Origin of the sequence: Proteus sp. fly-1089 (genome assembly GCF_040138965.1) — a bacterium.
Classification (GTDB): Bacteria; Pseudomonadota; Gammaproteobacteria; order Enterobacterales; family Enterobacteriaceae; genus Proteus; species Proteus vulgaris_B.
Genome location: NZ_JBEETS010000007.1, coordinates 63,230 through 88,695, shown reverse-complemented (window position 1 = coordinate 88,695; position 25,466 = coordinate 63,230). Strand labels below are relative to the sequence as shown.

The 25,466-nt window shown below is 38.2% G+C and carries 25 protein-coding genes; 16 read left to right on the top strand and 9 right to left on the bottom strand.

Annotated elements, in window-relative coordinates:
* Positions 1-15: 15 nt before the first annotated feature.
* The 4 genes from ABN080_RS14720 (at position 16) to ABN080_RS14705 (ending at position 2,649) form a co-directional block, all read left to right on the top strand.
* Positions 16-699: a hypothetical protein gene (locus ABN080_RS14720; RefSeq protein ID WP_340894307.1), complete on the top strand. Its 684-nt coding sequence runs from the start codon at positions 16-18 to the stop codon at positions 697-699.
* Positions 700-716: 17 nt separating this feature from the next.
* Positions 717-1,205, top strand: coding sequence for a hypothetical protein (locus ABN080_RS14715; protein WP_349441387.1), 489 nt, complete (start codon positions 717-719; stop codon positions 1,203-1,205).
* A gap of 256 nt (positions 1,206-1,461) precedes the next feature.
* Positions 1,462-2,013, top strand: a complete 552-nt coding sequence (locus ABN080_RS14710) for an Ail/Lom family outer membrane beta-barrel protein (RefSeq protein ID WP_349441386.1) — start codon at positions 1,462-1,464, stop codon at positions 2,011-2,013.
* Positions 2,014-2,292: 279 nt separating this feature from the next.
* Positions 2,293-2,649 carry a DUF365 domain-containing protein gene (locus ABN080_RS14705; RefSeq protein ID WP_349441385.1) on the top strand — a complete coding sequence of 119 codons (357 nt, stop codon included), beginning with the start codon at positions 2,293-2,295 and terminating at the stop codon, positions 2,647-2,649.
* Between the two features lie 70 nt (positions 2,650-2,719).
* Here ABN080_RS14705 and chbG read toward each other — a convergent pair whose 3' ends face one another.
* The 6 genes from chbG to ABN080_RS14675 all read right to left on the bottom strand — a co-directional run bounded on the left by chbG (position 2,720) and on the right by ABN080_RS14675 (position 8,080).
* Positions 2,720-3,481: a chitin disaccharide deacetylase gene (gene chbG / locus ABN080_RS14700; protein ID WP_349441384.1), complete on the bottom strand. Its 762-nt coding sequence runs from the start codon at positions 3,479-3,481 to the stop codon at positions 2,720-2,722.
* A gap of 36 nt (positions 3,482-3,517) precedes the next feature.
* Entirely contained in the window at positions 3,518-4,873 is a 1,356-nt protein-coding gene (locus tag ABN080_RS14695; protein ID WP_349441383.1) for a 6-phospho-beta-glucosidase, read from the bottom strand.
* A 160-nt stretch (positions 4,874-5,033) separates the two neighbouring features.
* Entirely contained in the window at positions 5,034-5,882 is an 849-nt protein-coding gene (chbR, locus tag ABN080_RS14690; RefSeq protein WP_349441382.1) for a transcriptional regulator ChbR, read from the bottom strand.
* A 10-nt stretch (positions 5,883-5,892) separates the two neighbouring features.
* Positions 5,893-6,240, bottom strand: a complete 348-nt coding sequence (gene chbA / locus ABN080_RS14685; protein WP_072068898.1) for a PTS N,N'-diacetylchitobiose transporter subunit IIA — start codon at positions 6,238-6,240, stop codon at positions 5,893-5,895.
* A 60-nt stretch (positions 6,241-6,300) separates the two neighbouring features.
* Positions 6,301-7,659: a PTS N,N'-diacetylchitobiose transporter subunit IIC gene (gene chbC / locus ABN080_RS14680; RefSeq protein WP_072068899.1), complete on the bottom strand. Its 1,359-nt coding sequence runs from the start codon at positions 7,657-7,659 to the stop codon at positions 6,301-6,303.
* 94 nt (positions 7,660-7,753) lie between these two features.
* Positions 7,754-8,080, bottom strand: coding sequence for a PTS sugar transporter subunit IIB (locus ABN080_RS14675; RefSeq protein ID WP_072068900.1), 327 nt, complete (start codon positions 8,078-8,080; stop codon positions 7,754-7,756).
* A 452-nt stretch (positions 8,081-8,532) separates the two neighbouring features.
* On the opposite strand from ABN080_RS14675, the gene ABN080_RS14670 reads away from it, so the two are divergent.
* The 4 genes from ABN080_RS14670 to ABN080_RS14655 are packed head-to-tail and all read left to right on the top strand — an operon-like array spanning position 8,533 to position 12,215.
* A complete protein-coding gene (locus ABN080_RS14670) occupies positions 8,533-9,492 on the top strand; it encodes a siderophore ABC transporter substrate-binding protein (protein ID WP_109409029.1) in 960 nt (319 codons plus the stop codon).
* A gap of 9 nt (positions 9,493-9,501) precedes the next feature.
* Entirely contained in the window at positions 9,502-10,464 is a 963-nt protein-coding gene (locus ABN080_RS14665; RefSeq protein ID WP_349441381.1) for an ABC transporter permease, read from the top strand.
* Positions 10,451-11,458, top strand: coding sequence for an iron chelate uptake ABC transporter family permease subunit (locus tag ABN080_RS14660; protein WP_072068903.1), 1,008 nt, complete (start codon positions 10,451-10,453; stop codon positions 11,456-11,458). Before ABN080_RS14665 ends, ABN080_RS14660 begins: the two co-directional genes overlap by 14 nt.
* Position 11,459: 1 nt before the next feature.
* Positions 11,460-12,215, top strand: coding sequence for an iron ABC transporter ATP-binding protein (locus tag ABN080_RS14655; protein ID WP_349441380.1), 756 nt, complete (start codon positions 11,460-11,462; stop codon positions 12,213-12,215).
* Positions 12,216-12,274: 59 nt separating this feature from the next.
* On the opposite strand, the gene ABN080_RS14650 is transcribed toward ABN080_RS14655, so the two are convergent.
* Positions 12,275-12,829 (bottom strand): TetR/AcrR family transcriptional regulator, encoded by a 555-nt coding sequence (locus ABN080_RS14650; RefSeq protein ID WP_349441379.1) that lies wholly within the window; start codon positions 12,827-12,829, stop codon positions 12,275-12,277.
* Between the two features lie 86 nt (positions 12,830-12,915).
* Here ABN080_RS14650 and ABN080_RS14645 point away from each other — a divergent pair, with 86 nt between their 5' ends.
* Entirely contained in the window at positions 12,916-14,415 is a 1,500-nt protein-coding gene (locus tag ABN080_RS14645; RefSeq protein WP_349441378.1) for an MFS transporter, read from the top strand.
* 73 nt (positions 14,416-14,488) lie between these two features.
* Here the strand turns inward: ABN080_RS14645 and ABN080_RS14640 are convergent, their stop codons facing one another.
* Complete coding sequence (locus ABN080_RS14640; RefSeq protein ID WP_072068907.1) at positions 14,489-15,274, bottom strand: AraC family transcriptional regulator; 786 nt, start codon at positions 15,272-15,274, stop codon at positions 14,489-14,491.
* Between the two features lie 447 nt (positions 15,275-15,721).
* Here ABN080_RS14640 and ABN080_RS14635 point away from each other — a divergent pair, with 447 nt between their 5' ends.
* From ABN080_RS14635 to ABN080_RS14620, 4 genes are all read left to right on the top strand, one after another.
* Complete coding sequence (locus ABN080_RS14635) at positions 15,722-18,142, top strand: DMSO/selenate family reductase complex A subunit (protein ID WP_349441377.1); 2,421 nt, start codon at positions 15,722-15,724, stop codon at positions 18,140-18,142.
* Positions 18,139-18,780: a DMSO/selenate family reductase complex B subunit gene (locus tag ABN080_RS14630; protein WP_072068909.1), complete on the top strand. Its 642-nt coding sequence runs from the start codon at positions 18,139-18,141 to the stop codon at positions 18,778-18,780. Before ABN080_RS14635 ends, ABN080_RS14630 begins: the two co-directional genes overlap by 4 nt.
* Positions 18,777-19,676: a dimethyl sulfoxide reductase anchor subunit family protein gene (locus ABN080_RS14625; RefSeq protein ID WP_349441376.1), complete on the top strand. Its 900-nt coding sequence runs from the start codon at positions 18,777-18,779 to the stop codon at positions 19,674-19,676. The genes ABN080_RS14630 and ABN080_RS14625 overlap by 4 nt, the downstream gene beginning before the upstream one ends.
* Positions 19,677-19,755: 79 nt before the next feature.
* Entirely contained in the window at positions 19,756-20,325 is a 570-nt protein-coding gene (locus ABN080_RS14620) for a molecular chaperone TorD family protein (protein WP_197269755.1), read from the top strand.
* Positions 20,326-20,426: 101 nt separating this feature from the next.
* Here the strand turns inward: ABN080_RS14620 and norR are convergent, their stop codons facing one another.
* On the bottom strand, positions 20,427-21,941 hold the full coding sequence (gene norR, locus ABN080_RS14615) for a nitric oxide reductase transcriptional regulator NorR (RefSeq protein ID WP_349441375.1): 1,515 nt from the start codon (positions 21,939-21,941) through the stop codon (positions 20,427-20,429).
* Positions 21,942-22,131: 190 nt separating this feature from the next.
* Between norR and norV the strand changes: the two genes are divergently transcribed.
* The 3 genes from norV to ytfE are packed head-to-tail and all read left to right on the top strand — an operon-like array spanning position 22,132 to position 25,419.
* Positions 22,132-23,580, top strand: a complete 1,449-nt coding sequence (norV, locus tag ABN080_RS14610; RefSeq protein ID WP_349441374.1) for an anaerobic nitric oxide reductase flavorubredoxin — start codon at positions 22,132-22,134, stop codon at positions 23,578-23,580.
* On the top strand, positions 23,577-24,731 hold the full coding sequence (norW, locus tag ABN080_RS14605) for an NADH:flavorubredoxin reductase NorW (RefSeq protein ID WP_349441373.1): 1,155 nt from the start codon (positions 23,577-23,579) through the stop codon (positions 24,729-24,731). Before norV ends, norW begins: the two co-directional genes overlap by 4 nt.
* Positions 24,732-24,756: 25 nt before the next feature.
* The gene (ytfE, locus tag ABN080_RS14600; protein ID WP_349441372.1) at positions 24,757-25,419 is read left to right on the top strand and encodes an iron-sulfur cluster repair protein YtfE; all 663 of its coding nucleotides are present in this window, start codon (positions 24,757-24,759) and stop codon (positions 25,417-25,419) included.
* Positions 25,420-25,466: the final 47 nt, after the last annotated feature.

Genomic DNA, 25,466 nt, shown 5'->3' with positions numbered 1-25,466 from the left:
GATAATAGGTGTGGTATGAACAAACAACTTATGGCGGTACTTGGCATTAGTGCATTACTTGCCTTATCAGGATGCCAAAGTAATAACGGTACTGATCCTCGTTTGAAAAATAATAGTGATATGGAGTTTTTCAGCAAATCAGGTATTACTGCTTGTGCAGGCGGTGCGGCAATTGGTGCATTAGGCTGTTTAGTCTCAAACTCCAGCAATAAAGGCGCTTGTATGCTCATTGCGGCTGTAGCTGGCTGTGGTGTCGGTATTGGTGCAAATGCCTATTTAGACAACAAACGCCAAAATTACGCGACAAAAGAAGAGATGCTCAATTCGATGATTGCTGATATTCAAAATGAAAATCAGCGCTTACAAAGCGCCTCTAATACGGCGAAAGCGGTTATTGCTGATGATAAAAAAGCCCTTGCAAAAATTGAGCAAGATATGAAACAACAACGCCTTAATAAAGTCGCAGCTGAAAAACAATTAAAAGGTATTGATGCCAATATCGCAGCACTTCGTTCTCGTTTAGCGGATATGAAAAAACGTGAAGGTGAATGGCGTGATATTGCTGCGCAAAGTCGCCAAGATGGCCTAAAAACGGCACAGCTTGATAAACAAATCAATGGGATGAAACAACAAGTAACCTCTTTACAAGAAGAACTTGATAGCCTTTATACCCAACGTACAGCAATAAAACTTAGTTAACGTTAAAAAGGATGATAATGAAATTTTTACCTCTTTCCCTTGTTGGCATGACCTTACTCTTAAGCGGTTGTGTCACCAATCCCGCTGATTGTGATCCAACAACGGGTGATGTCAGTATAATTACTAAATTTAACTGTAATTATTCAGGGACTTATGACAATCGTATTGAACAAAAAAAAGCGATTTTAGGTAATGAACAAGCATTAAACACCGAGTTTAAAGCTGTTCTTGCTGCGATTGAGAAAGAAAAACAACAGACCAATGCAGATCTAAAAAGTAAACAAGCTAGCCAACGTGCATTAAGCCAATCAATGAATAATCTGTTAAATCAAATTCGCCAAAAAACCAAAGGGCAAAATGATATTCAAAAACAGATCAATGAAATTGATAAGCAAATGAAGGCGGCACAAAACAGTCCATCAAAATCAGTGATGGAAAAACAGCTTGAGTTAGAGAACTTACAAAATCAAATTATTAGTCTACAAAGTGATCTAGGACTTAAATAAATCCTCAAAGGCTCTCTAGAGAATAGAGAGCCTTCCTTTTATGTCAACTTTTTCGTTTTATTATTGATTCTTATTACTAGTTATATTTATTTTATATTAATTATTAATAAATTTATTAATAATTAAATAGACACTTTAATAAAATAACCTTATTTAAGTATATGTACTATTTTTTATTCCATTAAAAACAAACTCATTATTATAATCTCCTCGCTTCATAATACGTTCTCCGTTTTTTATTTATGGGATATAACTAATGAAAACAAAATTATTATCAACTTTATTTATTAGTGGCTTATTATCGACCTCTTCTGTTTATGCTCAAGATGATTTTAAATTAGATAAAACCACACTTTCAGCGGGTTATGCACAAGTCAAAATGGCAGGTCAAAATCCAATGCATGGTGGTGTCTTTTCTATTCGTCAAGAAATCAATTCACAATTTGGTATTTTAGCAACAGCCACTTATGCTCAAAATGAATATGATTTAAATAAACCTGTTAATACTTTTTTTAAAGATGTGAATGCACGTTATTATTCTGTAATGGCGGGTCCTACATTACGCTTAAATGATTTTATGAGTGTTTATGGCACCGCAGGTATGAGCCAAATTCAATTTAAATCTGAAAGTTCAGAATTAAAACAATTAAAGAAAAATGCATTTAGTTGGGGTGCTGGCTTAATCATTAATCCAGCAGAAATGGTTTCGATTTCTGTTGGATATGAAAATAGCCGTTTTAAATTCAAAGATACCGATAATCGAATCATTTTAGACGGTTTTATTGCTAATATCGGCTATCGTTTTTAAATAAACTTAAGCACATATTATTTTATAATATGTGCTTATCTTATAATTATATTCAAAGAAAAATATATTTTTTAAGCATTCAATTATTATCTTAAATTAAAGAATAATTCCGTGCTATCAGGTCGATACATTTTCACTTAAGTTTTCAATCCCAAAAGCTAAACTTTGTGTCATCTATGACAATACCTTATCATTATGAAAAAAATTTATTATTAGCATTAAGCCTAAATACGTTAAAAAATTTATGAAGGTAATAAAATTATAGAGCTTCGAAAATCAGTGAGATTAAATTTTATACAAAACAATAAAATATATATTTATAGCTCATCGCCTAAAAAATCCATTACAGGTCATGCTTATATCGAAAAAATAGAAAAAGCGACTAAGCGTGAAATAAAACGATCCTATTTAGATAAAATTTCCATCTCAGCCGATGAATTAGAAAACTACCTTGTTGGTGATAAAAAAAGGATCCTAATTTGGTTAAAAGAGATAATTGAATATGAAAAACCGATCCCTCTTGCAAAACTAAAAAAACTGGTTTCACTGCACCACAATCTTATTGTTATGTTTCAGAAGCACTTACATTATTACTTAATGAAAACACGTAAAAACAAAAATGCCTCTGCTTTATAAAAACAGAGGCAAAATAGTTCAAAAGACCCACACCAGGGGAATAACACAGACTCCGATTGCCTAAAAACCACTACATTAAATCTTGATACGTGCCTAGCTGATAATCTCTTTCCAAAATAGCATGCTTTAATGCGCTATCTGTTAATACTTCAAGTTCAGTTAGACGCTGAAAACAATAACCACTTGCGCGTAATGGATTATCGACAAAAGCAGGATGCGTCATCACTTCTAACGATTGCTCATGACGTGCTTTAGACTCATCAAGCACCTTTAAAAAGAGGGCTTGTGTAATTTCATCACCATAAAATTGACTATCAAAACCATCACTGCTTATTACACCTTGGGTATCAATCCCTTCTTTTTGTGCTAACGGTCTATCAACCCGCATTGGTAATGACTTTTCTTTGGCAAACTCCGCCACAATAGGAAAAATTTGCTTAAACATATGCACATGGTGATGACTATCAATATGGTCGGGAGCACAACCAAAGATCTCAATGAAACGCTGATATTGTGCGTCAAGCTCAACACGAATTTCATCAAGCGGTAAATTGCCCTCTTCTGCCATTTGCCACACCCATTTTCCTAATACACCTTCACGTGTTAAAGAAGGTAAAGGAGACAGTGGTTTACCCATCGTCAAAGTAAAGTGAAGCCCAACACCTAAGTCAGGCAACTCATGACGCAATTGTGCTGCGTGTTCAATTCCCTCAGCATTGACAAGTGCCGTTGTTGAGCTAACAACACCATAACGAAAACACTCTGCAATACCATAGTTTTGACCTTTACTAAGCCCAAAATCATCCGCATTCACAATCAATAAACCAGCCATTCTGTCTCCTTATTACTTATATTTATCCGCCGACAATTAATGAGAGGCTTTTTCTAACTCTGCAATTGCTTTAGCAAAATGAGGTAGATGGGTTTTATGCGCTAATAACATTTCACGTGTAAGCACTTCTGCATCTTTGTCGGAAAGCACTAATGGCGTTAAATTCATGGCTAATAAAGCGTCATTTAATTCACCGCTAATAGCCGCTTTACTGGCTGCGATTTCAAAGGCTTTAATGGTGTGAATTAATCCCATTACTTTTTCATCAAAATGCGTTAAACGAGGATGAGGTTTAGCACCATCTCGACCTAAAATAGCAGTCACTTCAATTGACCAATCTGCGGGAATATTATCAATATGACCATGATGTGGAATATTCACATAATGCTCAGCTTGTTTATCATTATAAATAGCATTAATCACTTCACAGGCCGCATCAGAATAATAGGCACCACCACGTAATTCCAACTCTTTCGGTTTGATATTTAAATCAGGATCTTTATATAACTCAAACAGTTGTTTCTCGACCTTTTGAACTACTTTAGCACGAGCCCCGCCTTTGTAATATTCACCCATTTCTATAGCCAACATCTCTTTTTGCTTAAAGTAATAAAGCAAATAAGAACACGGCAACATATTAAGAGAACGGATTAGCCCTTCACTAAAAGGTAAATCGAAAATATTTTTCACCGAGCCTGCGGTTAATGTTCCTGAAGCAACACCATCCAATAATTCAGGAAAACGGGATTGACCATTTACAATGACATCTTTAATAAACACCATATGATTTAAACCAAACAAATCAATGGAGAGTTCATCTTTATCTGTTAACTTAAGAACATCTGTAATAAACATCTTCATACCAATTGGGATATTGCAAACCCCAATAAATTTCTTAAAGTTAGTATGACGATAAACGGCTTCAGTTACCATGCCCGCTGGATTGGTAAAGTTAATGATCCATGCATTAGGGCAAATGTCTTCAACATCTTTAATAATATCGAAAATAACAGGGATCGTGCGTAGACCTTTAAATAGCCCACCCGCGCCATTGGTTTCTTGTCCTAAATAGCCGTGACTTAACGGGATCGACTCATCAAGCTCTCTTGCTTTCAATTGACCCACCCGCAATTGTGTTGTGACAAAATCAGCATCTTTTAACGCTTCACGACGATTAAGAGTTTTATAAACGGTTAAAGGAATACCCGCTTTTTTTACCATGCGTTGGCAAAGCTCAAAAATAATATCAAGCTTCTCTTTTCCTTCTTCTACATCCACCAGCCATAATTCAGTGATTGGTAATTCATGATAACGCTTAATAAAACCTTCTAACAATTCAGGCGTATAACTGCTTCCACCACCGATGGTAACGATTTTTAATTTATGACTCATAAAATACTCCCATACAGCACAATAATGCTGTTATTTGTGTATTAATGGCGAAATTAAGACGTAAAGAGCCCTGAAGAAAATAAGCTTATTTTCTTCTTTCTCTCTATTTCAAATAAAATCAATCTTTATTATTGATTAATTTTTTACGCTTAATAATGAATTAGTTTGTTTCTTTAATACTGCACAAATTTTTTCGATAACTATTCGGCGTCAATGATGTTATTTTCTTAAATGTCTTAATAAATAGACTTGGGCTACTATAGCCAGAATCAAAAGCAATATCGGTTATCGAATAATTTGTTATTTCTAACTGTTTTTTTGCAAAATTAATTCTAATATCATGAATAATTTGCATAGGCGTTTTATCGTAATAACGCCGTGTTGCCCGTGTTAAATACTCTTGTGATTTTCCTGATAGCATCACCATATTAACCAGTGCATTTTCACCAAATTTTTGTTTATCATGCATCTCGCTTACGGTATCTCTTAGCCATAAAGGAATATCATCTTCAATACGATTATCTCGATGGTGTCGTAATCTGTTCACCACATTAAAGGTGACAATTTCAATAAATTCATTAAACTCCGTATGGCGAAAATTTAATGAGCTAATAACAGATTCAATATAAGAGAGAAACTCATTTTTTAATTCATAAACCTGTGAGGCAATAAAATAAGAAGGTAATAACGAGAAATAATGTTTATCAAAAAAAACTTTACTGATCCCTACATTTAAAATACGAGTCGCACCAAAATCATAAAAACTCTGATGGTGAGAGCCAATGGGAATAAAAACAAAATCACCACGCTCTAATAAAACCTTTTTGCCATTTATCTCTTGATAATAACGCCCTGTTAAAACAATGGTGAATTCATAATAATCATGTTGATGCAGTCCACTGACACTTTCTGTTTTATTATAAATAAAGACATGAAAATTTCTGCCATTAAATAGCTGATCTTCATAGACCATGCGTATTTCGCTTTGTGCTCTCAATGACTCCACCACAGCATTCACCTTATTTTATCTTTTCATGCAACTCGATTAATTCTGTCACTAACTCTCTGGCTAACATTGAAGTCATTAAATGATCTTGTGCATGGACTAAAACTAAACTGACTTTCGTTTTTCCGATACCTTGATCATCACCAATTAAACGTGTCTGTATTTTATGAGCTTCATTTAAGGCTTCACGTGATTGCTCCATTAACTTTCTAGCACCTTCAAAATCACCTTCTTTGGCTTTTTTTAATGCACCATAAGCGACACTGCGTGCTTGGCCTGAATTAATGATAAGGCCCATGATTATCTCTTCAAATTCATCTTCTGTAGCACTGCTATCAACTGCATTTTCAATATCTAACATGGTATATCCTCTTTGACTCTAAGAAGTGCAGATAAACCTCTGCACTTCTTTTTCTATGACTTAAAATTTCAATGCATTGGCAATATCTTCTTCACTCTCCTCTTTCTCAATTTCAGTTTGTGCTTTGTTTGAGATGATGACAAAAGGAAGATAAATCAGTGTTGCTACACCCAAGTTAAACAGCGCTAATAACAGTGCTGCAATACTGCCGTTAGTATTAAAGAATGCACCTAACCCCGTTGGCATCGTCCATGGCGCTATATTTGTTACTGGTGGGATTATCCCTAAGTAATAAGCAGTCACAGTAATTGCAGCAAGAATAGGTTGAATAAGAATAAAAGGAATAAACATCACTGGATTCATAATCACAGGTAAACCAAAAATAATCGGCTCATTAATTTGGAATAAACCTGCGGGTAATGCCAGTTTAGCAACTTGGCGATGATCCGCACGACGGGACGCGATAAAGATTGCAATAATAAGCCCCAGTGTTGCCCCTGTACCGCCTAAGAAGATAAAGGAGTCTAACATCGGTTTCGCCCAGAGATGGAACGTTTTACCGGCTGCCAAAGCGGCTTCTACTGAACCGTATTCAGTATAAAGTGATACGTTTTCTAATGCCCACGGTGTCATAATGCCACTATCAAGTGCAGCAAGTGCCAGTGAACCATGAATACCAAAGAACCACAGTAGAGAGGTAAAAATAACGTATGCCCAACCTACAACAGAACCCATTGATGCTAATGGTGTTGAGATAGAATCTAAAATAATTTGATGGAAGTTTGTTTCATACGTCGCTAATCCCCACGAAATAATCCCCATAATTGATAAAATAATAAAACCGGGAATTAACGCAGAAAAAGAACGCGAAACAGAAGCGGGGACACTATCAGGTAATCGAATAACCCAATTACGACGCACAATAAAGGTAAACATTTCAGCCACAACAAGACCAATAATGATCCCTGAAATAATATTTGCCCCACCTAGCCAATTAGCGCCAACAGCATAAGCCCCAGCTGCATTGTAAGGTGTTACCGTCATAAAGGCAGCAATAGAGAGTAAGCCTGCTGCAATTGGATCAACTTTTCGCTCTTCTGCCAATGCCATTCCGATAAAGAACGGCGCCATCAACGACATTATACCTAATGTACCGTTATAGACATTCCCCCCAATAGCTTTAAATCCATTGAGTGTTTCTATTGTTGACGCATCAAGGCGGATGCCTAGAGAATAAAAAAAAGAGCCATCACCAAAACTAAGAAAAACGTTATTGATAAGTACAAACATTGCCCCTGCAAGGGTTAACGGCATTAAACGAATAAAGCCATTTTTAATCGCATTAACGTGAGGTTGCTTTCCAATTTTAACCGCAAAAGGAAGGAGTACCTTTTCAAGTGAACCAATGAACTTACTCATAGAAAAATACCCTTTAAATGCCGCTAATTACTCGGCTTGCTGAAAAATTCGCTCTTTGACTGGAATAAAAAATTTAAATAATAAAAAAATAAAATTAATTTGTTGTTGCAGATGCTTTTTTAATAGAGGCGACAGCGGCTTTTAACACGCCTAAGCCATCTACTTTTCCATATAACAGAGAATCGATCACTTCGACCGGTTTATTCGGAAGTAATTTTTGGATATCAGGTAACATCCAGCTAATTTGTGGACCCAGCAAAATCAGATCCGCATCCTGCCCTTTTTGTGCAGCTAACGTTTCAGGAAAAGCTTCAATGACCACAGGCACATCATATTTTTCTGCTTGTGCTCGCATTTTGGTCACGAGAAGGGATGTTGACATGCCAGCAGAACAAAATAAGTAAATATATTTCTTTTGCATAAAACCCTCTTGAATTGGCAACGATTTACCTTAGAGATAACAAGGTTTTCTCTTGTGCATTCATTACTGTGTCAGTACAGAAACCAAAGTAAGATTAAAATAAGGATTGTTTCTGCTTGAATGAAGTATACGCAATGATACTAGCTAACGATATTTCTTATAGGTTAAGAATTGTCTCTCCTTGACCTGCTCTTTTGACACTCTTCACAAATTGAGCAAATAATCTTAAGAGTTCTTTCACGTCACAAAATTTGTTCTTTATTTTCCTTTAATGATCTCTCGCAAAATTTCGCCATTTTAGTCAAGTTAACCCTTTATTATTATGAGAATGTGAATTAGTATCATTACTCTTTATACTTTTGATGGTATTATCATCTTCTTTGTGGATCGACATTTAAGCCACTGCTGTAAAGATCCGTCTTATTTCGTGTTGCAACAATATGGGAAAGAGAATGTTTAAAAAGTCATTAAGCCCACTGTTTTTACTGCTTTCTTCACTTGTTATCGCTGGTTGTGATAACGCTCAAGACACATCAACAGCACAATCAGCAGAGAAACAAACTCTCACGATTGAACATTTTCAAGGGACAACTGAAATTCCAGCTCACCCACAGAAAGTGGTTGTGATGAATATGGAAACCCTTGATATTATTGATGCATTAGGTGCTCCTATTGTTGGTCTGCCACAAACCAATGTTCATTTACCTAAATTCTTAGAAAAATACACCAACCCAAACGACTACATCAATGAAGGTGCGTTATTCGAGCCAAACTATGAAAAGCTCAGCACAACAGCGCCTGATTTAATTTTAAGTGGTAGTCGTGCTCGCGATGCGTATGCGAAATTAAGTGAAATTGCGCCTGCGATTTCAATGGATATCGACCCTAAACGTTTTGTCGAAAGCCTTGCTGAACGCACAACAACATTAGGTCAAATTTTTGGCAAAGAAGAACAAGCCAAAAAATTACTGGCTGATTTCAATAGTAAAATTGATACTGTAAAAGCCAAAACACCGGATGCTGGCAAAGCAATGGTTGTGTTAGTCAGTGGTGGTAAGATTTCAGCGTATGGCCCAGGCTCTCGCTTTGGCTTTATCTATGACGTATTAGGTTTTGAACCTGCTTATGTTTTTGATAGCCCAGGTTCACACGGCAACATCGTCAACTCTGAATTACTGTTAAAACTTAACCCAGATTGGATGTTTGTTATTGACCGTGACGCTGCGATTGGTCGTGAAGATTCACAACCTGCGCAACAAGTCCTTGATAATGCGCTGGTAAGAAAAGTAAATGCTTGGAATAAAGACCAAGTTATCTATCTTGATGCAAGCTCTATTTATATTTCCGGCGGGATCCAAACTTACTCTCGCTTAATGGATACTATCAATCAAGCACTGGATCAAAAAAAATAAAGTAACTGAATGAAAACGTTCCATTTATCATTGGGGATAGGACTTGTTGCTATCCTCTCAATGATCAGTCTATTTGTCGGCGCAGGAGATATTACTCCTGCTTCGCTTTTTTCTGATCCCGATATGCGCGATATCTTTTTTATCAGCCGTGTTCCAAGAACCCTATCATTATTACTCGCCGGTGGTGCCATTAGTGTTGCAGGCTTAATTATGCAACTACTAACCCAAAATCGTTTTGTCGAACCCTCTCTTGCTGGAACAACTCAATCGGCAAGCCTTGGATTATTAGTCGTTATGTTGCTCTTTCCAGCAGCTGGCATCTTTACCAAAATGTTGGTAGCGACCGTTTTCGCCCTTCTTGGTACTTTGTTATTTATGTTGCTTCTACAAAGGATCACATTAAAAACGACACTAATAGTGCCTTTAGTGGGGATTATGCTTAGCGCTGTTATCGGTGCATTGACTATCTTCTTAGCTGTTTATTTCGATTTATTGCAATCTTTAGATGCATGGACAAGTGGCGATTTTTCAAGTGTATTACAAGGCCGCTATGAACTCTTATGGCTTGTTGGCGCACTTGCGTTAATGGCATGTTGGGTTGCTGATAGCTTTACTGTGGCTGGTATGGGACGTGAATTCTCCATTAATGTGGGACTTAATTACCGCAAGGTGATGATCATTGGATTATCCATTATCGCACTGATTAGTGGTGTAGTTGTGTCTGTTGTTGGCGCCTTACCTTTCCTTGGCTTAATTGTACCTAATCTAGTGAGCTTAGTGATGGGTGATAATATTCGTAAAACTATTCCGTGGGTTTGCTTGAGTGGTGGTGCGATTGTTTTATTGTGTGATGTGATTGGCCGACTTATTCGCTACCCATTTGAAATTCCTGCCAGTGTTATTTTAGGCGCTGTGGGTGCCATCATTTTCCTTTTTTTACTACTAAAGCAGCAACGTTATGCAAAAAGTTAATTCATCCATAATTAGCAAATGTACTGGCGCTGCCGAACATAAGAAAATGCGCCTTTCACCCATGTCTCGCATCTGGTTATTGTTAGGGGCATCGTTATTATCTATTGTGTTATTTATGACGATAAACCTAAACGGCAATATCTCTTATATTCTGACTCATCGTGCCTACATTATTCTCACCATGATTGTAGTGGCATTTGCAGCTGGTGTTTCGACTATCCTGTTTCAAACCATTGCCAACAACCGTATTTTGACTCCTTCATTAATGGGTTTAGAAGCGCTGTTTGTGTTATTACAAACCGTGTTTGTCTTTTTTGAAGGCGATATGCCTGCATCATGGATGTTGAACTTATCAAAATTCTTTTTAGAATCAACATTATTGGTGCTATTTTCGGTTGTACTTTATCGTTGGTTGTTTAGCTCCGTACGTTTTAACATCAATTTAGTCCTGATGATTGGGATTATCTTAGGTACGTTATTTCGTAGTTCAGCCACACTATTACAACGTTTAATGGATCCTAATGAGTTCTCCATTTTACAGGGTCGCATGTTTGCTACTTTCACTCGAGCAACGCCTGATCTTATCTTTTGCGCTTTAGCCATTATCGTTGTCGTCGGTATCTTACTTTGGCGGATGCGCTATAGTTTTGATGTAATGGCATTAGGTCAAGCGAATGCGATTAACCTTGGTATTAATTACCGCAAGCAAACCACTTATATCTTATTACTGATTTCTGTTTTAGTCGCTGTTTCGACCGCTTTAGTCGGCCCATTAACCTTCTTAGGTTTAATTGTCGCTAACCTTGCTTACCATATCAGTGGTAGTAGTCAGCACCGTTTCTTAATGCCTGTTGCCTTTTTACTGGGTACTATCGCCTTAATTGGTGGGCAACTCGTTTTAGAATATGGTTTAAAAATGACAGGAACACTTTCTGTTGTGATTGAGTTTGTCGGTGGGATGTTCTTTATCTATTTGGTGTTAAGAAGACTTTAATATGATTGAAATCAGCAAGATATCAAAGCATTATCAAGATATAACCGTTCTCGATAATATTACAACGACTATTCAACGTGGCGGTATTACTTCGATTATTGGTCCTAATGGTGCAGGTAAATCCACACTGCTGTCTGTTATTGGACGTTTATTAATTCCTGAAAGTGGTATGGTCAGTGTTAACGGCATGGATGTTGCGGCAACAGATAGTGATGTGCTGGCAAAAAATCTCTCAATACTGCGCCAAGAAAATCAATTCGTCAGCCGTTTAACCGTAGAAGAATTAGTTGGCTTTGGGCGTTATCCTTATAGCAAGGGCCGTTTAACACTCGATGATAAAAAAGTGATTGATGAGTCATTAGCTTTTTTAAATCTAACTGAATTTCGCCATCGCTATCTAGATGAATTATCGGGTGGGCAACGTCAACGTACCTATGTTGCGATGGTGCTATGCCAAGATACAGAATATGTCATGCTTGATGAGCCACTGAATAATCTTGATATGAAACATGCGGTAATAATGATGAAACTTCTGCGAAAAGCTGCAGATGAATTAGGAAAAACCATTATTATCGTTATTCATGACATCAATTTTGCCTCTGTTTACTCTGACTATATTTTAGCCATGCGTAATGGACAACTGTATTATCACGGCTCACCTAAAGAGATCATGAAAGCAGACATTATCGAAGATATTTTCGACACACCCGTTGACGTTAAAGAGGTCGACAATAAGCTAATTGCTATGTATTACTAATTCTAGCCCCATTATCATCAATAAAAAGCATGTTGTTCTTCTCTTAAAAACATGCTTTTTTATTGCCTCTTCACTTGCTGAAGTAACTCAGAATCAATATCTTCAAAAATAGATTGCCACTCATTGTCATCAATATCCATTAGTCCAAAATAACGCAGTAAAAAAGTGCCTTCTGTCGCCAAAAAAGCCAGCCTTGCTCGTTTTCCAGCCTCTGTTGTTGTATCTAACCCTGCCAATCGCTGTTGATACCACTCTTTTGTACTTTGCAGATATTCTGGCGTTTGTAGCAATGCAGCCATTAAACTCGCTCCTTTAGCAAAAGAGATTTGATCATGTTCCAGCGTTGCATAAATATGTGCAGTAACACGATTTTCAGGTGAATTGTCATTTTTAATCACTTCTTTAAATTTCGTTTCGTAGCACTCCTCCCAGCGCTCAAACATTGCATCAATCATGGCCTCTTTACTACTAAAACAGTATTGAACTCCCCCTTTTGATATTCCCATTTTTTTCGCCACAGTATCAATGGTTAATGCCGCAGCGCCTTGCTCCATCACTATATCGAAGATTGCCTCTAATAATTTTTCTCTATCAATAGTTCTTTGACGTCCCATAAAAAAACCTCTTTTCAATACGGTCGTATGGATTTATATTATAGCTGCTAGTAAAAATAATACACATAAAAATAACTGAGATTTCTATGATAAAAGATTATAAACGTTGGATAGTATTACTTTTGGTATCTAGCATGCTGTTTCTCATTGTTGTTGATGTAACCGTGCTTTATACCGCATTGCCACGTTTAACTCATGATTTAAACGCAAGTGCTTCAGAAAAACTTTGGATAATGAATGCTTATCCACTAATTGTTGCCGGATTATTACCCGCAGCAGGTATGCTGACCGATAGGATTGGTCATAAAACGCTGTTTATCTGTGGTCTTCCTCTTTTTGCAATTGCCTCTCTATGTGCGGCTTTCTCACCGACAGCAACCACTTTAATTGCTTCCCGAGGTTTTTTAGCCGCGGGTGCTGCAATGAGTATGCCTGCAACACTATCAATAGTTCGCCAAGTTTTTAGCGACCCACAAGAGCGAGCTATTGCGATTGGCATTTGGTCTGCGGTTGCTTCTGGCGGGGCGGCTTTAGGCCCTTTAATTGGTGGTATGTTACTTGAACATTTTTGGTGGGGTTCTGTCTTTTTAATTAACGTCCCTATTGTGCTGATTGTCTTGCCGTTCTCTATTTGGCTTATTCCTACATTTGCAGGACATGGTCGCCATAAAATCGATTATTTAAGCTCAGTACTTATCTTAATTGGTTTGATCAGTGCCATTTATGCCTTAAAAGAGATAGGAAAACCTTATACACAGTGGGATGAAGCTACTATTGCCACCATTATTGCCGTCGTTTTCCTCACTCTATTTACTCTACGCCAACGTAAACAGGCTCATCCAATGATTGACTTTAGGTTATTTAAAAACCGCTTTTTTAGTATCGGTATTTTAATGGCCATACTTTCAATGGTGATTATTGTTGGGATTGAACTACTACTTAGTCAGCGTTTACAGCTGGTTACTGGTTTTACTCCTTTAAATGCAGCATTAGCCATATTACCTATTCCAATTGGCTCTGTGTTGGCATCCCCTTTAGCGGGCTATTTTTTAACACGGCTAGGTGAAGTTCGCCTGATCATCAGCGGATTTCTACTCACTTTAGTGGGAAATCTATGGTTAATTGCTATTTATCAAACAACATCTCCAATAGTATTAATTGGTAGCTTATTCTTAATCGGCTTTGGTTTAGGTATTATTTTTACCACGGCATCTACGTCAATTATGTTAAGTGTCGCAGATAGGCAAGCAGGAATGGCGGCCTCAATTGAAGATGTGGCTTATGAGCTGGGCAGTGTGATTGGTGTAACATTTATGGGCAGTTTGATGAGTACGGTGTATACCTTAAAACTGATATTACCTGACTCATTAGCTATCAACGATGCAGCTTATGACAGTTTAGATGAAGCCCTGATTGTGGCAGAAAAATTACCCATTGATATAGCTTCTCTTGTGATATCTCAAGCAAATTTAGCCTTTGAAAATGCCTTTTTTGTGGTATTAGTTACTACCGCAATTATTACAACACTTAGTTTGATTTTTTTACCTTATTGCTTACGCCATTCTGTTAGGAAAACCATCGTTTAATAGAGTAGGCATATTATGCAAAAACGCACTTAACAAGTGCGTTTTTATCATAATTATCTGATACATACATTAACTAAAACCTATCGATATCCAGCGCATCCATACTAAAATGAGAAGGCGATTGCCCCATCTGTTTTTTGAACATTGTCGAGAATGAACCAGCACTGTTATAACCCAAGTCAAAGGCAATTTCAGTAATACCGCGTCCAGATAAGATTTGTGTTAATGAATTCAATAAGCAGACTTGTTGTCGCCATTGTGAAAACGACATTCCTGTTTGTTGGCGGAAAAAACGGCTAAAAGAGCGCTCACTTTTATGTAATCTATCTGCCCACTGTTGCGGTAAAGAATCTATTTTCGGGTTACGAATAAAATCACGGCATAATTTAGCTAATTTACTATCTTGTGGAATAGGCGCAAAAAATGGTAACGGTTTTGCTTTCGCTAATTCGCATAAGATTAACTGCATTAAAAGGCCATCTCGCCCTTTTTTATCATATTCTGCAGGCACATCTACAGCTTCAAGCAATAGTTGACGAAAAAGAGGGGAAACACTGACTACTTCACATTGTTTGCTATGGCGAGGTGCGGCGGAAGGCTCGATATACAAGCTTCGAGTACTGACATCTAACATACGAGTTTCATGCCCAGTTTCTGGTGGGATCCACACACCACAAGATGGTGGAATAACCCACTCACCATCATCTGTACTCACTTCAATTAATCCCGTAGCAGGGTATAAAAATTGCGCTCGACGATGTTGATGTGTTTCTAGCAACGTATTGGGCAAATAGTCTGTACCCAGCGCAATAACATCTCGGTCAAGTGAATCAACGCTTTTTAACGGTACATTTCTCACACTTTGGGCCACTCTCTTTTTATTTTCGTCCTTTTTAATATAGCAGTTCTCACGCACTCTACACACTGGCAAATAATGAGCTATATAATTAAAATCGCTATATATTTAAATAAATAACGAAAGTGTATTATGTGAAATTTCAACCTTCTTGATATCTATTTTACAAACCCTATTAACAATCAAAAAACGAGCCCTTAACACCCTTAGTAAATAGGCTGAAATTCAAATGTCATTGTCTGGTTTTAGAATGTTGGCAAAAGATTAATCAACTACTATCCCTCTCGCAGATGTTATTTCGAGCATGCTGCACTTATCTATGCATTCAATAATAATGCAGCGGATACCAGACATTCCCTTTATTCATAGCCTAGAAAAATCACGCACATTCTTTATATCAAGTATCGGGTATATCGGGATCCGCCTATTATGTTTAAGGTAGAGTTCATTATGAGCAATCAGTCCGATCACGATAGTGATACAAAGAGCATTCTCAACGATGTTAGCCGCCGTCACTTTATTCAAGCGAGTTCAGCATTAGTTACCCTTCCTTTTCTCGCATCAAACTCTTTTGCTGCGACAACAGATAACGCTATTCCCGTAAAACCAATAACAACTGAAGATGGTGAACGCGTTGTTTCAACTTGCAGTAGCTTTGACTGTGGCGGTAAATGCGATATTCGTGCCCACGTGAAAGATGGCAAAGTCACCCGTATTAGCACACGTCCCGATGCTGATCTAGATGAAGAGATGCCTATTATGCGTGCCTGTGTTCGAGGCCGCGGTTATCGTAAATTTGTCTATCATCCAGACCGTTTAAAATACCCAATGAAACGCGTTGGTAAACGTGGCGAAGGCAAATTTGAACGTATCACTTGGGAAGAAGCGACCACTCTTATTGCACAAAATATGCAACGTATTAACCAGCAATATGGCCCTGCATCACGCTTTGTAAGCTTAAGTACGGGTGTCACTGGCGGTATTTTCTCAGGTGCGAATATGTTACGTCGCCTGTTTAATATCACCGGAGGTTTTCTGGAAAACTATCACTCCGTTAGTAATGGCAATACCTTAGCTGTCACCCCTTACACTTATGGAACTGCTGCCAGTGGCAGTACGCTAGACACCTTAGAAAATACACCACTGGTGATTTTATGGGGTCATAATCCCAATGAAACTATTTTTGGACATTCAAACCATTTCTTCCAAAAAATGAAGAAAAACGGCACTAAATTTATTGTCGTTGACCCTCGTTATTCTGATACTGCCTCTTCTTTAGCTGATCAATGGATCCCATTACTGCCAACAACAGATAATGCCATGATGGATGCGATGATGTATGTCATCGTAAGCGAAAATCTGCATGACCAAACTTTTATTGATAAGTACACAGTTGGCTTTGATGAGCACCAAATGCCTGAAGGGGTGGGTGAAAATGAATCGTTAGTTGCCTATTTGATGGGTAAAAAAGATGGTATTAAGAAAACCCCTGAATGGGCTGAAACCATCACTAAAGTACCCGCAGATACTATTAAACAATTAGCACGTGAATATGCATCCACAAAACCCGCGGCATTAATGCAAGGCTGGGGACCACAACGCCATATTTGTGGTGAACGGACGGCACGCGGTGCAACATTACTTGCAACTATCACCGGCAATGTGGGTGTTCGTGGTGGTTGGGCTGCAGGTTATGGTATGGCATTAAACTCTGAACTGCGTAAAACCATCGCAGGGCCAAGTCTATTAACCAACCCCGTTAAAGCAAAAATCAATATCACCAACTGGGTACAAGCCTGTGAAGATAAGAATTTAGTCACACCACAAAATGGGTTACTGAATGCAGAGAAACTTGATACTGAAATCAAGATGATTTTCTCAATGGCGGGTAACTACATGACAAACCAAAATACCGATATTCTTCATGCCGCGAAAGTCCTTGAAGATGAATCAAAAGTAGAGTTTATCGTCTGTAGTGATCTGTATCTGACACCAAGTGCAAAATACGCCGATATTTTACTGCCAGAAACCAGCTTCTTAGAGCGCTGGAATATCGGTGGTACATGGAGTTATGGCGACTACATTATTCTTTCTGAAAAAGTGATTGAGCCTGAATTTGAACGTCGTACTGACTACGATTGGTTACGTGAAGTTGCAGATAAATTAGGTGTGGGTGAACAATTTAGCGAAGGGAAAGAGACTGACCGCGATTGGATTGAATATTTAGTTAATGACGCAAGTGTTAAGCGTCCTGAAGATGGTATTCCAACCTTTAAAGAGCTATTGGTTAAACGTCGTCATTTATTAAAACATCGTCCACACACTCAAAATGTGGCATTTGAGAAAAATATTCAAGACATTAAGAATAACCCATTTCCAACACCATCAGGCAAAATTGAGATTTTCTCTAAACGCTTATATGACATGAATAATGTCGATATCCCTGCGCTTTCTCATTATGTGCCTGCCATTGAGGGCCCAGAAGATACGTTGACGGATAAATTCCCGCTACAACTTATCACATGGAAAGGACGTAACCGCGCTAACTCAACACAATTTGCCAATCCTTGGTTGCAAGAAGTACAGCGCCAAGAACTCTGGATTAACCCATTAGATGCCCAAGACAGAAACATTAAAGAGGGCGAAAAAGTCAAAGTGTATAACGATCGTGGGGTAACGATGGTTCCCGTCAAATTAACACAACGAATTATGCCTGGAGTCGTGGCCTTGCAAGCAGGAGCTTGGTGGCAACCTGATGCGAAAGGCATAGATCAAGGTGGATGTGCCAACGTATTAACATCATCCCGTAGCACCGCAATGGCACACGGCAATGCTCACCAAACATTATTGGTCGAGGTAGCAAAAGCATGAGTAAATTTATCGTTTATCCCGCAGTGAGCAGCAAACAGTTAGGGTTTTATATCGACAGCGCTCGCTGTTCAGGTTGTAAAGCGTGTCAGGTTGCGTGTAAAGATAAAAACAACCTTGATGTCGGACGCAAATTTCGCCGTGTCTATGAAATCACAGGTGGTGGTTATACTCGTAATCCGAAAGGCGCGCTGGTCAATAATGTCTTTGCTTACACCTTATCTATTTCTTGTAACCATTGTGACGATCCAATTTGCGTTAAAAACTGCCCAACAACAGCAATGCATAAGCGTGAAGGTGATGGCATTGTCATGGTAGATACAGACAAATGTGTCGGTTGTGGTGCTTGTGCGTGGTCTTGCCCTTATGGCGCGCCACAAATGAATCCAGAAACCAAACAGATGTCAAAATGCGACTTTTGCATCGATTTACAGCAAAAAGGTGAACAGCCAGTTTGTGTCGCCACTTGCCCACTAGGTGCGATCCAATTTGGCCCTATTGATGAACTACGTGAACGTTATGGCGATTTAGATTATGTCACGGGCTTACCTTCCCCTGAAATAACACATCCAAACCTTGTTATTAACCCACATCAGGGTGCCAATAATGACGGAATTAATAATAAGGGAGAAAGAAAATGAATGAATGGTCATTATTAATCTTCACATTTATGATGAATGCGACCATTGGTCTTGCACTAACAACCGGGCTTTTTGCTCGTCGCCTTTCTCATTATCTTAGTGCAGAAAGCTACTACCGCTTTATGCTGTTGGCCTTATTTGTTATTTGTGGATTGGCGGGTTTAGGTTCTATCGCCTCAATCACTCACTTAGGTGTGCCATTAAATGCTCCTAATGCCATTAGAAATGTTTTTTCTGCTTGGTTGAGTCGTGAAGTCGCCGTCACTGCTATTTTTGTCAGTTGCCTAGGATTAACCTTTTTATGGCTCTGGCGCACTCGCAAACTCTCAATGCTGTTATTAAGTACCAGTATTCTGATTGGGCTATTTGATATTTATTGCATGGCATCGATTTATCGCCATACCTCCATTTTGACATGGATGGATCCTAATACTTACGTGATGTTCTTCGGTGCGATGTTAACACTTGGCGCGGCTATTTTCTTTTTGCTGATCAAAGTATTACAACGCATAGGTAGTAAGTTGGGTATTGAAATACCCCAAGACTCTTTCCCAATACGCTGGAAATGGCAATTATGGGGAATAATGGCATTTAGCTTAATCGGTCGATTACTGTATCAACCTTTTTATGAGCAATATTTAACTAGCACGCTATATAGCCAAAAATCGGTGACATTCCCGTTATCACCTATTCAAGTGTATTACTCCATTGGTTCGTTACGTACTACCTGTTGGATCTTAGCAACCTTTGCAATATTGGCTTGTGGCTATAGTTTAGTGAAATTCCTAGCCCCTAAAAATCAAGGTAAATCAACTGAGTCTATCTTTGCGTTTGGCTGTGTGATCGCAATTATCGCTGACTTTATGTTGCGCTATGTTTTCTACTCAATTCACTAGTAGTCATTGAGCAAGGCATTTAAATAATAAAAAAACAAACCTCATTAATTGGGGTTTGTTTAAGGAAGTATCAAAAATTATGAGCAGACTCTCTTATTATGCGGCTGCATTTAATTTATTGGGAATTTGTTATTTATTCCCACCTGATGATGACACCAATAAAACCGCACTCAACTTTTTTAAAACTGGGGATTTTGCAACGCAGTGGCCTTGTAAAATTGAAAGCGGTCTGTGTGAACGTTTAATTAATTCCGTTTCTATCGATACAGAGCAATTAAAAATCCAATGGCAAAATCTTTTTGTTGGCCCTAATGCTTTACCGGCTCCTCCTTGGGGGTCAACCTATTTAGATCCTGAAGGTTTATTACAAGGGGATTCTACCCTTGCACTGAGTGAGTTTTTAAAACGGGAACGTTTAAAAGTAAATACGCCTTTTCCAGAGCCTGTTGATCATATCGGTTTGATGCTATTTCAAGCTGCGGTATTAGCATCAGAAAAAAGAGAAGATGCGGTTAATGAATTACTTTCCCTTCATTTGACTACATGGCTACCTCACTATTTAAATAAATTAAAAATGAGTGGATATAGCCAATTTTATAGCACATTAACAGAACTGGTAACCATCACGGTGAACGCATTCAGAAAATAGAAATTTATTAACAAGTTATCATCCTAACATAATTATTTAAGGTAATTTGGACCACGCACCCAGATTACCTTTTTTCGTTTAGAACATTCTTTTTTAAATTATTATGATTTTAACCCTAAGCGTTTTGTTAAACGACGTAAGTTAGCCGGATCAAGTGATAATTCTCGTGCAGTTGCCGCCCAATTTTGGTTATTACGCAGTAATGCTTGTTTAATTAAATCTCGTTGAAATTCATCCGTTGCATCTTTTAAATTTTTTTCCTTAGAAGGTAACGATTGTGATATTGGATACGTTAGATTTTCTGTACCTAAAGCAAAATGACTGACTTGTAAAATAAGACTGTCTGTCTTATTCCCTGCCCTCGCTAATACGATTGCTCGATGAATGGTATGTTCTAATTCACGTACATTACCCGGCCAAGAATAATGTAATAAATAAAGGCGTAATTCAGGGCTAATAATCACTTGAGTAAGATTAAAGCGTTGACGATATTGCTCGCAGAAATACCCCACTAATAGCAAAATATCTTCGTCTCGCTCTCGTAATGGCGGAACATGCAAAGGAAAGATACTTAAACGATGGAAAAGATCGGCACGGAAATTTCCCGCTAATACTTCCTCCCATAAATCACGATTCGTTGCTGCTAATACACGTACATTAACGCGTAAATTACGATCGTCACCAATTCGTTGAATATCACCATATTGTAAGACACGCAATAATTTGGCTTGGAGTGATAATGATAATTCTCCTATTTCATCAAGGAATAACGTTCCATTATCCGCCATTTCAAATTTACCACTACGATGGCTAATTGCGCCGGTAAAAGCCCCTTTCACATGCCCAAATAGTTCACTCTCTGCCACACTCTCAGGAAGCGCTGCACAATTTAAATAGACTAACGGATTATCTGCACGATTAGACATTTCATGAATAGCTTTAACCACCAGCTCTTTACCCGTTCCCGTTTCGCCACTCACTAAAATATTCATATCTGCGGGTGCAACAATTTCTATCTCTTTTTTTAGTTGCATCATCGAAGGCGATAAACCAATAATTTCTGTTTTTACTGTGGGCTTAAACGTATTGGTTGGCGTAAATAACATATTTTGATTTTCGAGTTGTTCAATCAATAACGCATTATTTAATGCACCGGAAGTTAATGCCGCAATTAAACGAAGCTCTTCATCACTGAAAGTATCAAACTGATAAGGGTCCATTCCATCAAGTGTTAAAGTGCCGATTAAATCTTGCCCAGCAAATAATGGCAATCCGACGCAAGCATGAACTTTTAAATGTTCTCTATCTGGAATAAGCCCATCATAAGGATCGGGTAAATCACTGTCCGCTGGAAAGCGCACCACATCCCCTGCTCGCGCTATAGTTTCGAGACGAGGATGTCCTTCTAGTAAAAAACGACGCCCTAAAACATCAGGTACAAGGCCATCTATGGCTAATGGAATAAACTGATGAGGCTCATAACGAAGCAACGCTGCGGCATCGCAATTTAGCACCTGCCGAAGTGTGGTCACCAGTCGCTGAAATCTATCTTGGTGACCAACATCTTTTTGTAATTCAATGGCAATTTTAGCCAACACATCAACAGAAAATCCCATAAAAACACCTCATAGTCATTATGACCGTTATTATGGTCATTTTGACATGATAAAGATAGTCATATTGACAATATATAAATAGTCACAAAAACAAAAATCATTTTAAAACAACAAGATAAAAATTGGCACGCTTCTTGATTATATCAATACATATCCCTATGAAAAGATTAATGAGAAGGAACAATACAAAATGGCTATTCATGTTAAAAATAATGTTAATTGGGTTGGGCAACGTGACTGGGAAGTTCGTGATTTTCATGGCACAGAATACAAAACATTATTAGGTAGTAGCTATAACAGCTACCTAATACGTGAAGAGAAAAATGTGCTTATTGATACCGTTGACCATAAATTCAGTCGTGAATTTGTACAAAATTTACGAACACAAATTAATCTAGAAGAGATTGATTACATTATTATTAATCATGCAGAAGAAGATCACGCAGGTGCATTAACTGAGCTGATGTCCTTTATTCCTAATACTCCGATTTATTGCACAGCAAACGCCATTGATTCAATCAATGGACATCATCATCACCCTGAATGGAATTTTCATATCGTTAAAACAGGCGATAGCCTAGATATTGGTAATGGCAAGCAACTCATTTTTGTTGAAACGCCAATGCTACATTGGCCTGACAGCATGATGACCTATTTAACTGGTGATGCGATTTTATTTAGTAATGATGCCTTTGGTCAGCACTATTGTGATGAACGGTTGTTTAACGATGAAGTTGACCAAACAGAATTATTTGAACAATGCCAACGTTATTACGCCAATATTTTGACGCCATTTAGCCGCCTTGTAACACCGAAAATTAATGAAATTTTAGGCTTTAATTTACCTGTCGATATGATTGCTACGTCTCACGGTGTGGTATGGCGTGATAATCCAACACAAATTGTTGAATTATATCTAAAATGGGCTGCCGATTATCAAGAAGATCGTATTACTATTTTCTATGACACCATGTCTAACAATACTCGCATGATGGCAGATGCCATTGCACAAGGTATCAATGAAATTGACCCTAATGTGTTTGTAAAAAGCTATAACGTCGCCAAAAGTGATAAAAATGACATTATCACCAGTGCGTTTCGTTCTAAGGGTGTGCTTGTTGGTTCATCAACAATGAATAATGTCATGATGCCAAAAATTGCCGCCATGCTTGAAGAAATGACAGGCTTACGTTTTCGTAATAAAAAAGCGGCTGCTTTCGGGAGTTATGGCTGGAATGGTGGCGCGGTTGACCGCATTCAAACTCGTTTAATGGACGCTGGATTTGAAACCGCACTAGCACTAAAAACTAAATGGCGCCCAGATATGCAAGCACAAGAAATTTGTCGTGAATATGGACGTGAACTTGCACGCCAATGGGCTTTAGCGCCACTTCCTGCGACTCAACCTTGTTGTACAACCTCATCACAACCTGAAGTTATCACAGATGTTGAAGCAATCGACTTAGGCCCACGTATGCAATGCAGTGTATGCCAATGGATTTACGATCCGGCAGTAGGTGAACCAATGCAAAACGTTCAACCTAATACACCATGGAGCGAAGTTCCTGATAGCTTCTTATGCCCTGAATGCTCATTAGGAAAAGATGTCTTTGATGCACTTGCAAAGGAGGCAAAATGAGTACAGACCTCCTCAATAGTGGGATTGTCATTATTGGCGCGGGCTTTGCTGCGCGCCAATTAGTCAAAAATATTCGCAAATTTAATGCAGATCTTCCCATTACCTTAATTGCATCAGACAGTATTGATGAATATAACAAGCCAGATTTAAGCCATGTTATTAGCCAAGCTCAATGTGCAAATGATTTAACCAAACAAACAGCCCAAGAGTTTGCACAACAGTATCAACTCGCGATCCATCCATATACGCAAATTGTCGATATTAATACGGATGAAAAACGGATCCAGAGTGCCAAAGGTGAACAATGGTATTACGATAAATTGGTATTAGCCACTGGAGCGAAAACTTATTGCCCTGCTATTTCAGGCCATGAGTTAATGTTTACGCTTAATAGTCAACAAGAGTACCGAGCTTATGAAGCACAAATTCGCCAAGCTAAACGTATATTAATTTTAGGGGCAGGATTAATTGGTACTGAATTAGCCATGGATTTTAGTCGAGCAAACAAAGAAGTGATCCTTGCTGATATTTCAGGGCAATTATTATCTTCTCTGATCCCTTCCGATCTCAGTGGGCGCTTACAATCAAGCCTTACTGAAATTGGTGTACGCTTAATGCTGAAATCACCATTACAGTCATTAACACAAACCGATAACGGTATTTTAGCGACATTTAATCAGCATCATCAATTAACAGTTGATTGCGTTATTGCCGCTACAGGACTCGCACCCAATATAGAATTAGCTCACCTTGCGGGTTTACATACCGATCGTGGGATCATGGTAAATGAATATCTACAAAGCAGTAATAGTGATATTTATGCCTTAGGTGATTGTGCACAAATCAACGGTAATTTATTACCATTTTTACAGCCAATACAATTAAGTGCGATGCATTTAGCCAAATCACTTGTAGGTGAAAATAATGCACCGCTGAATTTACCACCAATGATTATTCGGGTGAAAACGCCACTAATGCCTCTACATCTTGCCGGTGAAACCGCACGTAATGACTTAACGTGGAATATTAATACAACACAATCTGGTGTTATCGCTAAAGGCTTTGATGAGAATGACGTATTACGTGCCTTTGTGGTTACAGAAGAACAGGTAAAAGAAGCTTTTGCTTTATTGCGAGCACTGTCCGCTTAATTTAAATAACATACGAGATACCGATATGAATTTACGTGATAAAACTCTCGGTCAACTAGCCCTGTCTATTTCAGGTGCCAGTGCTATTTTTCGTCAATATAACCTCGACTTTTGCTGTGGAGGTAAACGTACATTAAGTAAATCTGCAGAGAAAGTCGGATTAGACATTGATGAAATTGAAAATAAATTACTCGCACTTTCACAACAACCATTAGAAAAAGATTGGCGACAAGCGCCATTAAGTGAAATTATTGATTTTATTATTGTTCGTTACCACGACAAACACAGAACACAATTACCGGAGCTTATTCTACAAGCAGAAAAAGTAGAACGCGTTCATGAAGCAAAACCGACTGTCCCTAAAGGGTTATCTCGCCAATTGACACTATTATTAGATGAGCTAACAAGCCATATGATGAAAGAAGAGCGTATTCTTTTTCCTATGATAAAAAATGGTTTAGGAAGCCAAGCTGGAGCCCCCATTAGTGTTATGGAACACGAACATGATGATGCGGGTGAAATTGTTGAAGTGATTAAATTTATTACCAAAAATGTCACACCACCACCTGAAGCCTGCACCACATGGCGAGTGCTTTATAATGGCATTAATGAGTTTATCGACGATTTAATGAATCATATTAGCTTAGAAAATAATTTATTATTTCCAAGAGCATTATCAGGCGAGTAATTGATTAATCTTGATAGCCAGGGGATTTTGTTATCCCCTGCTATTTT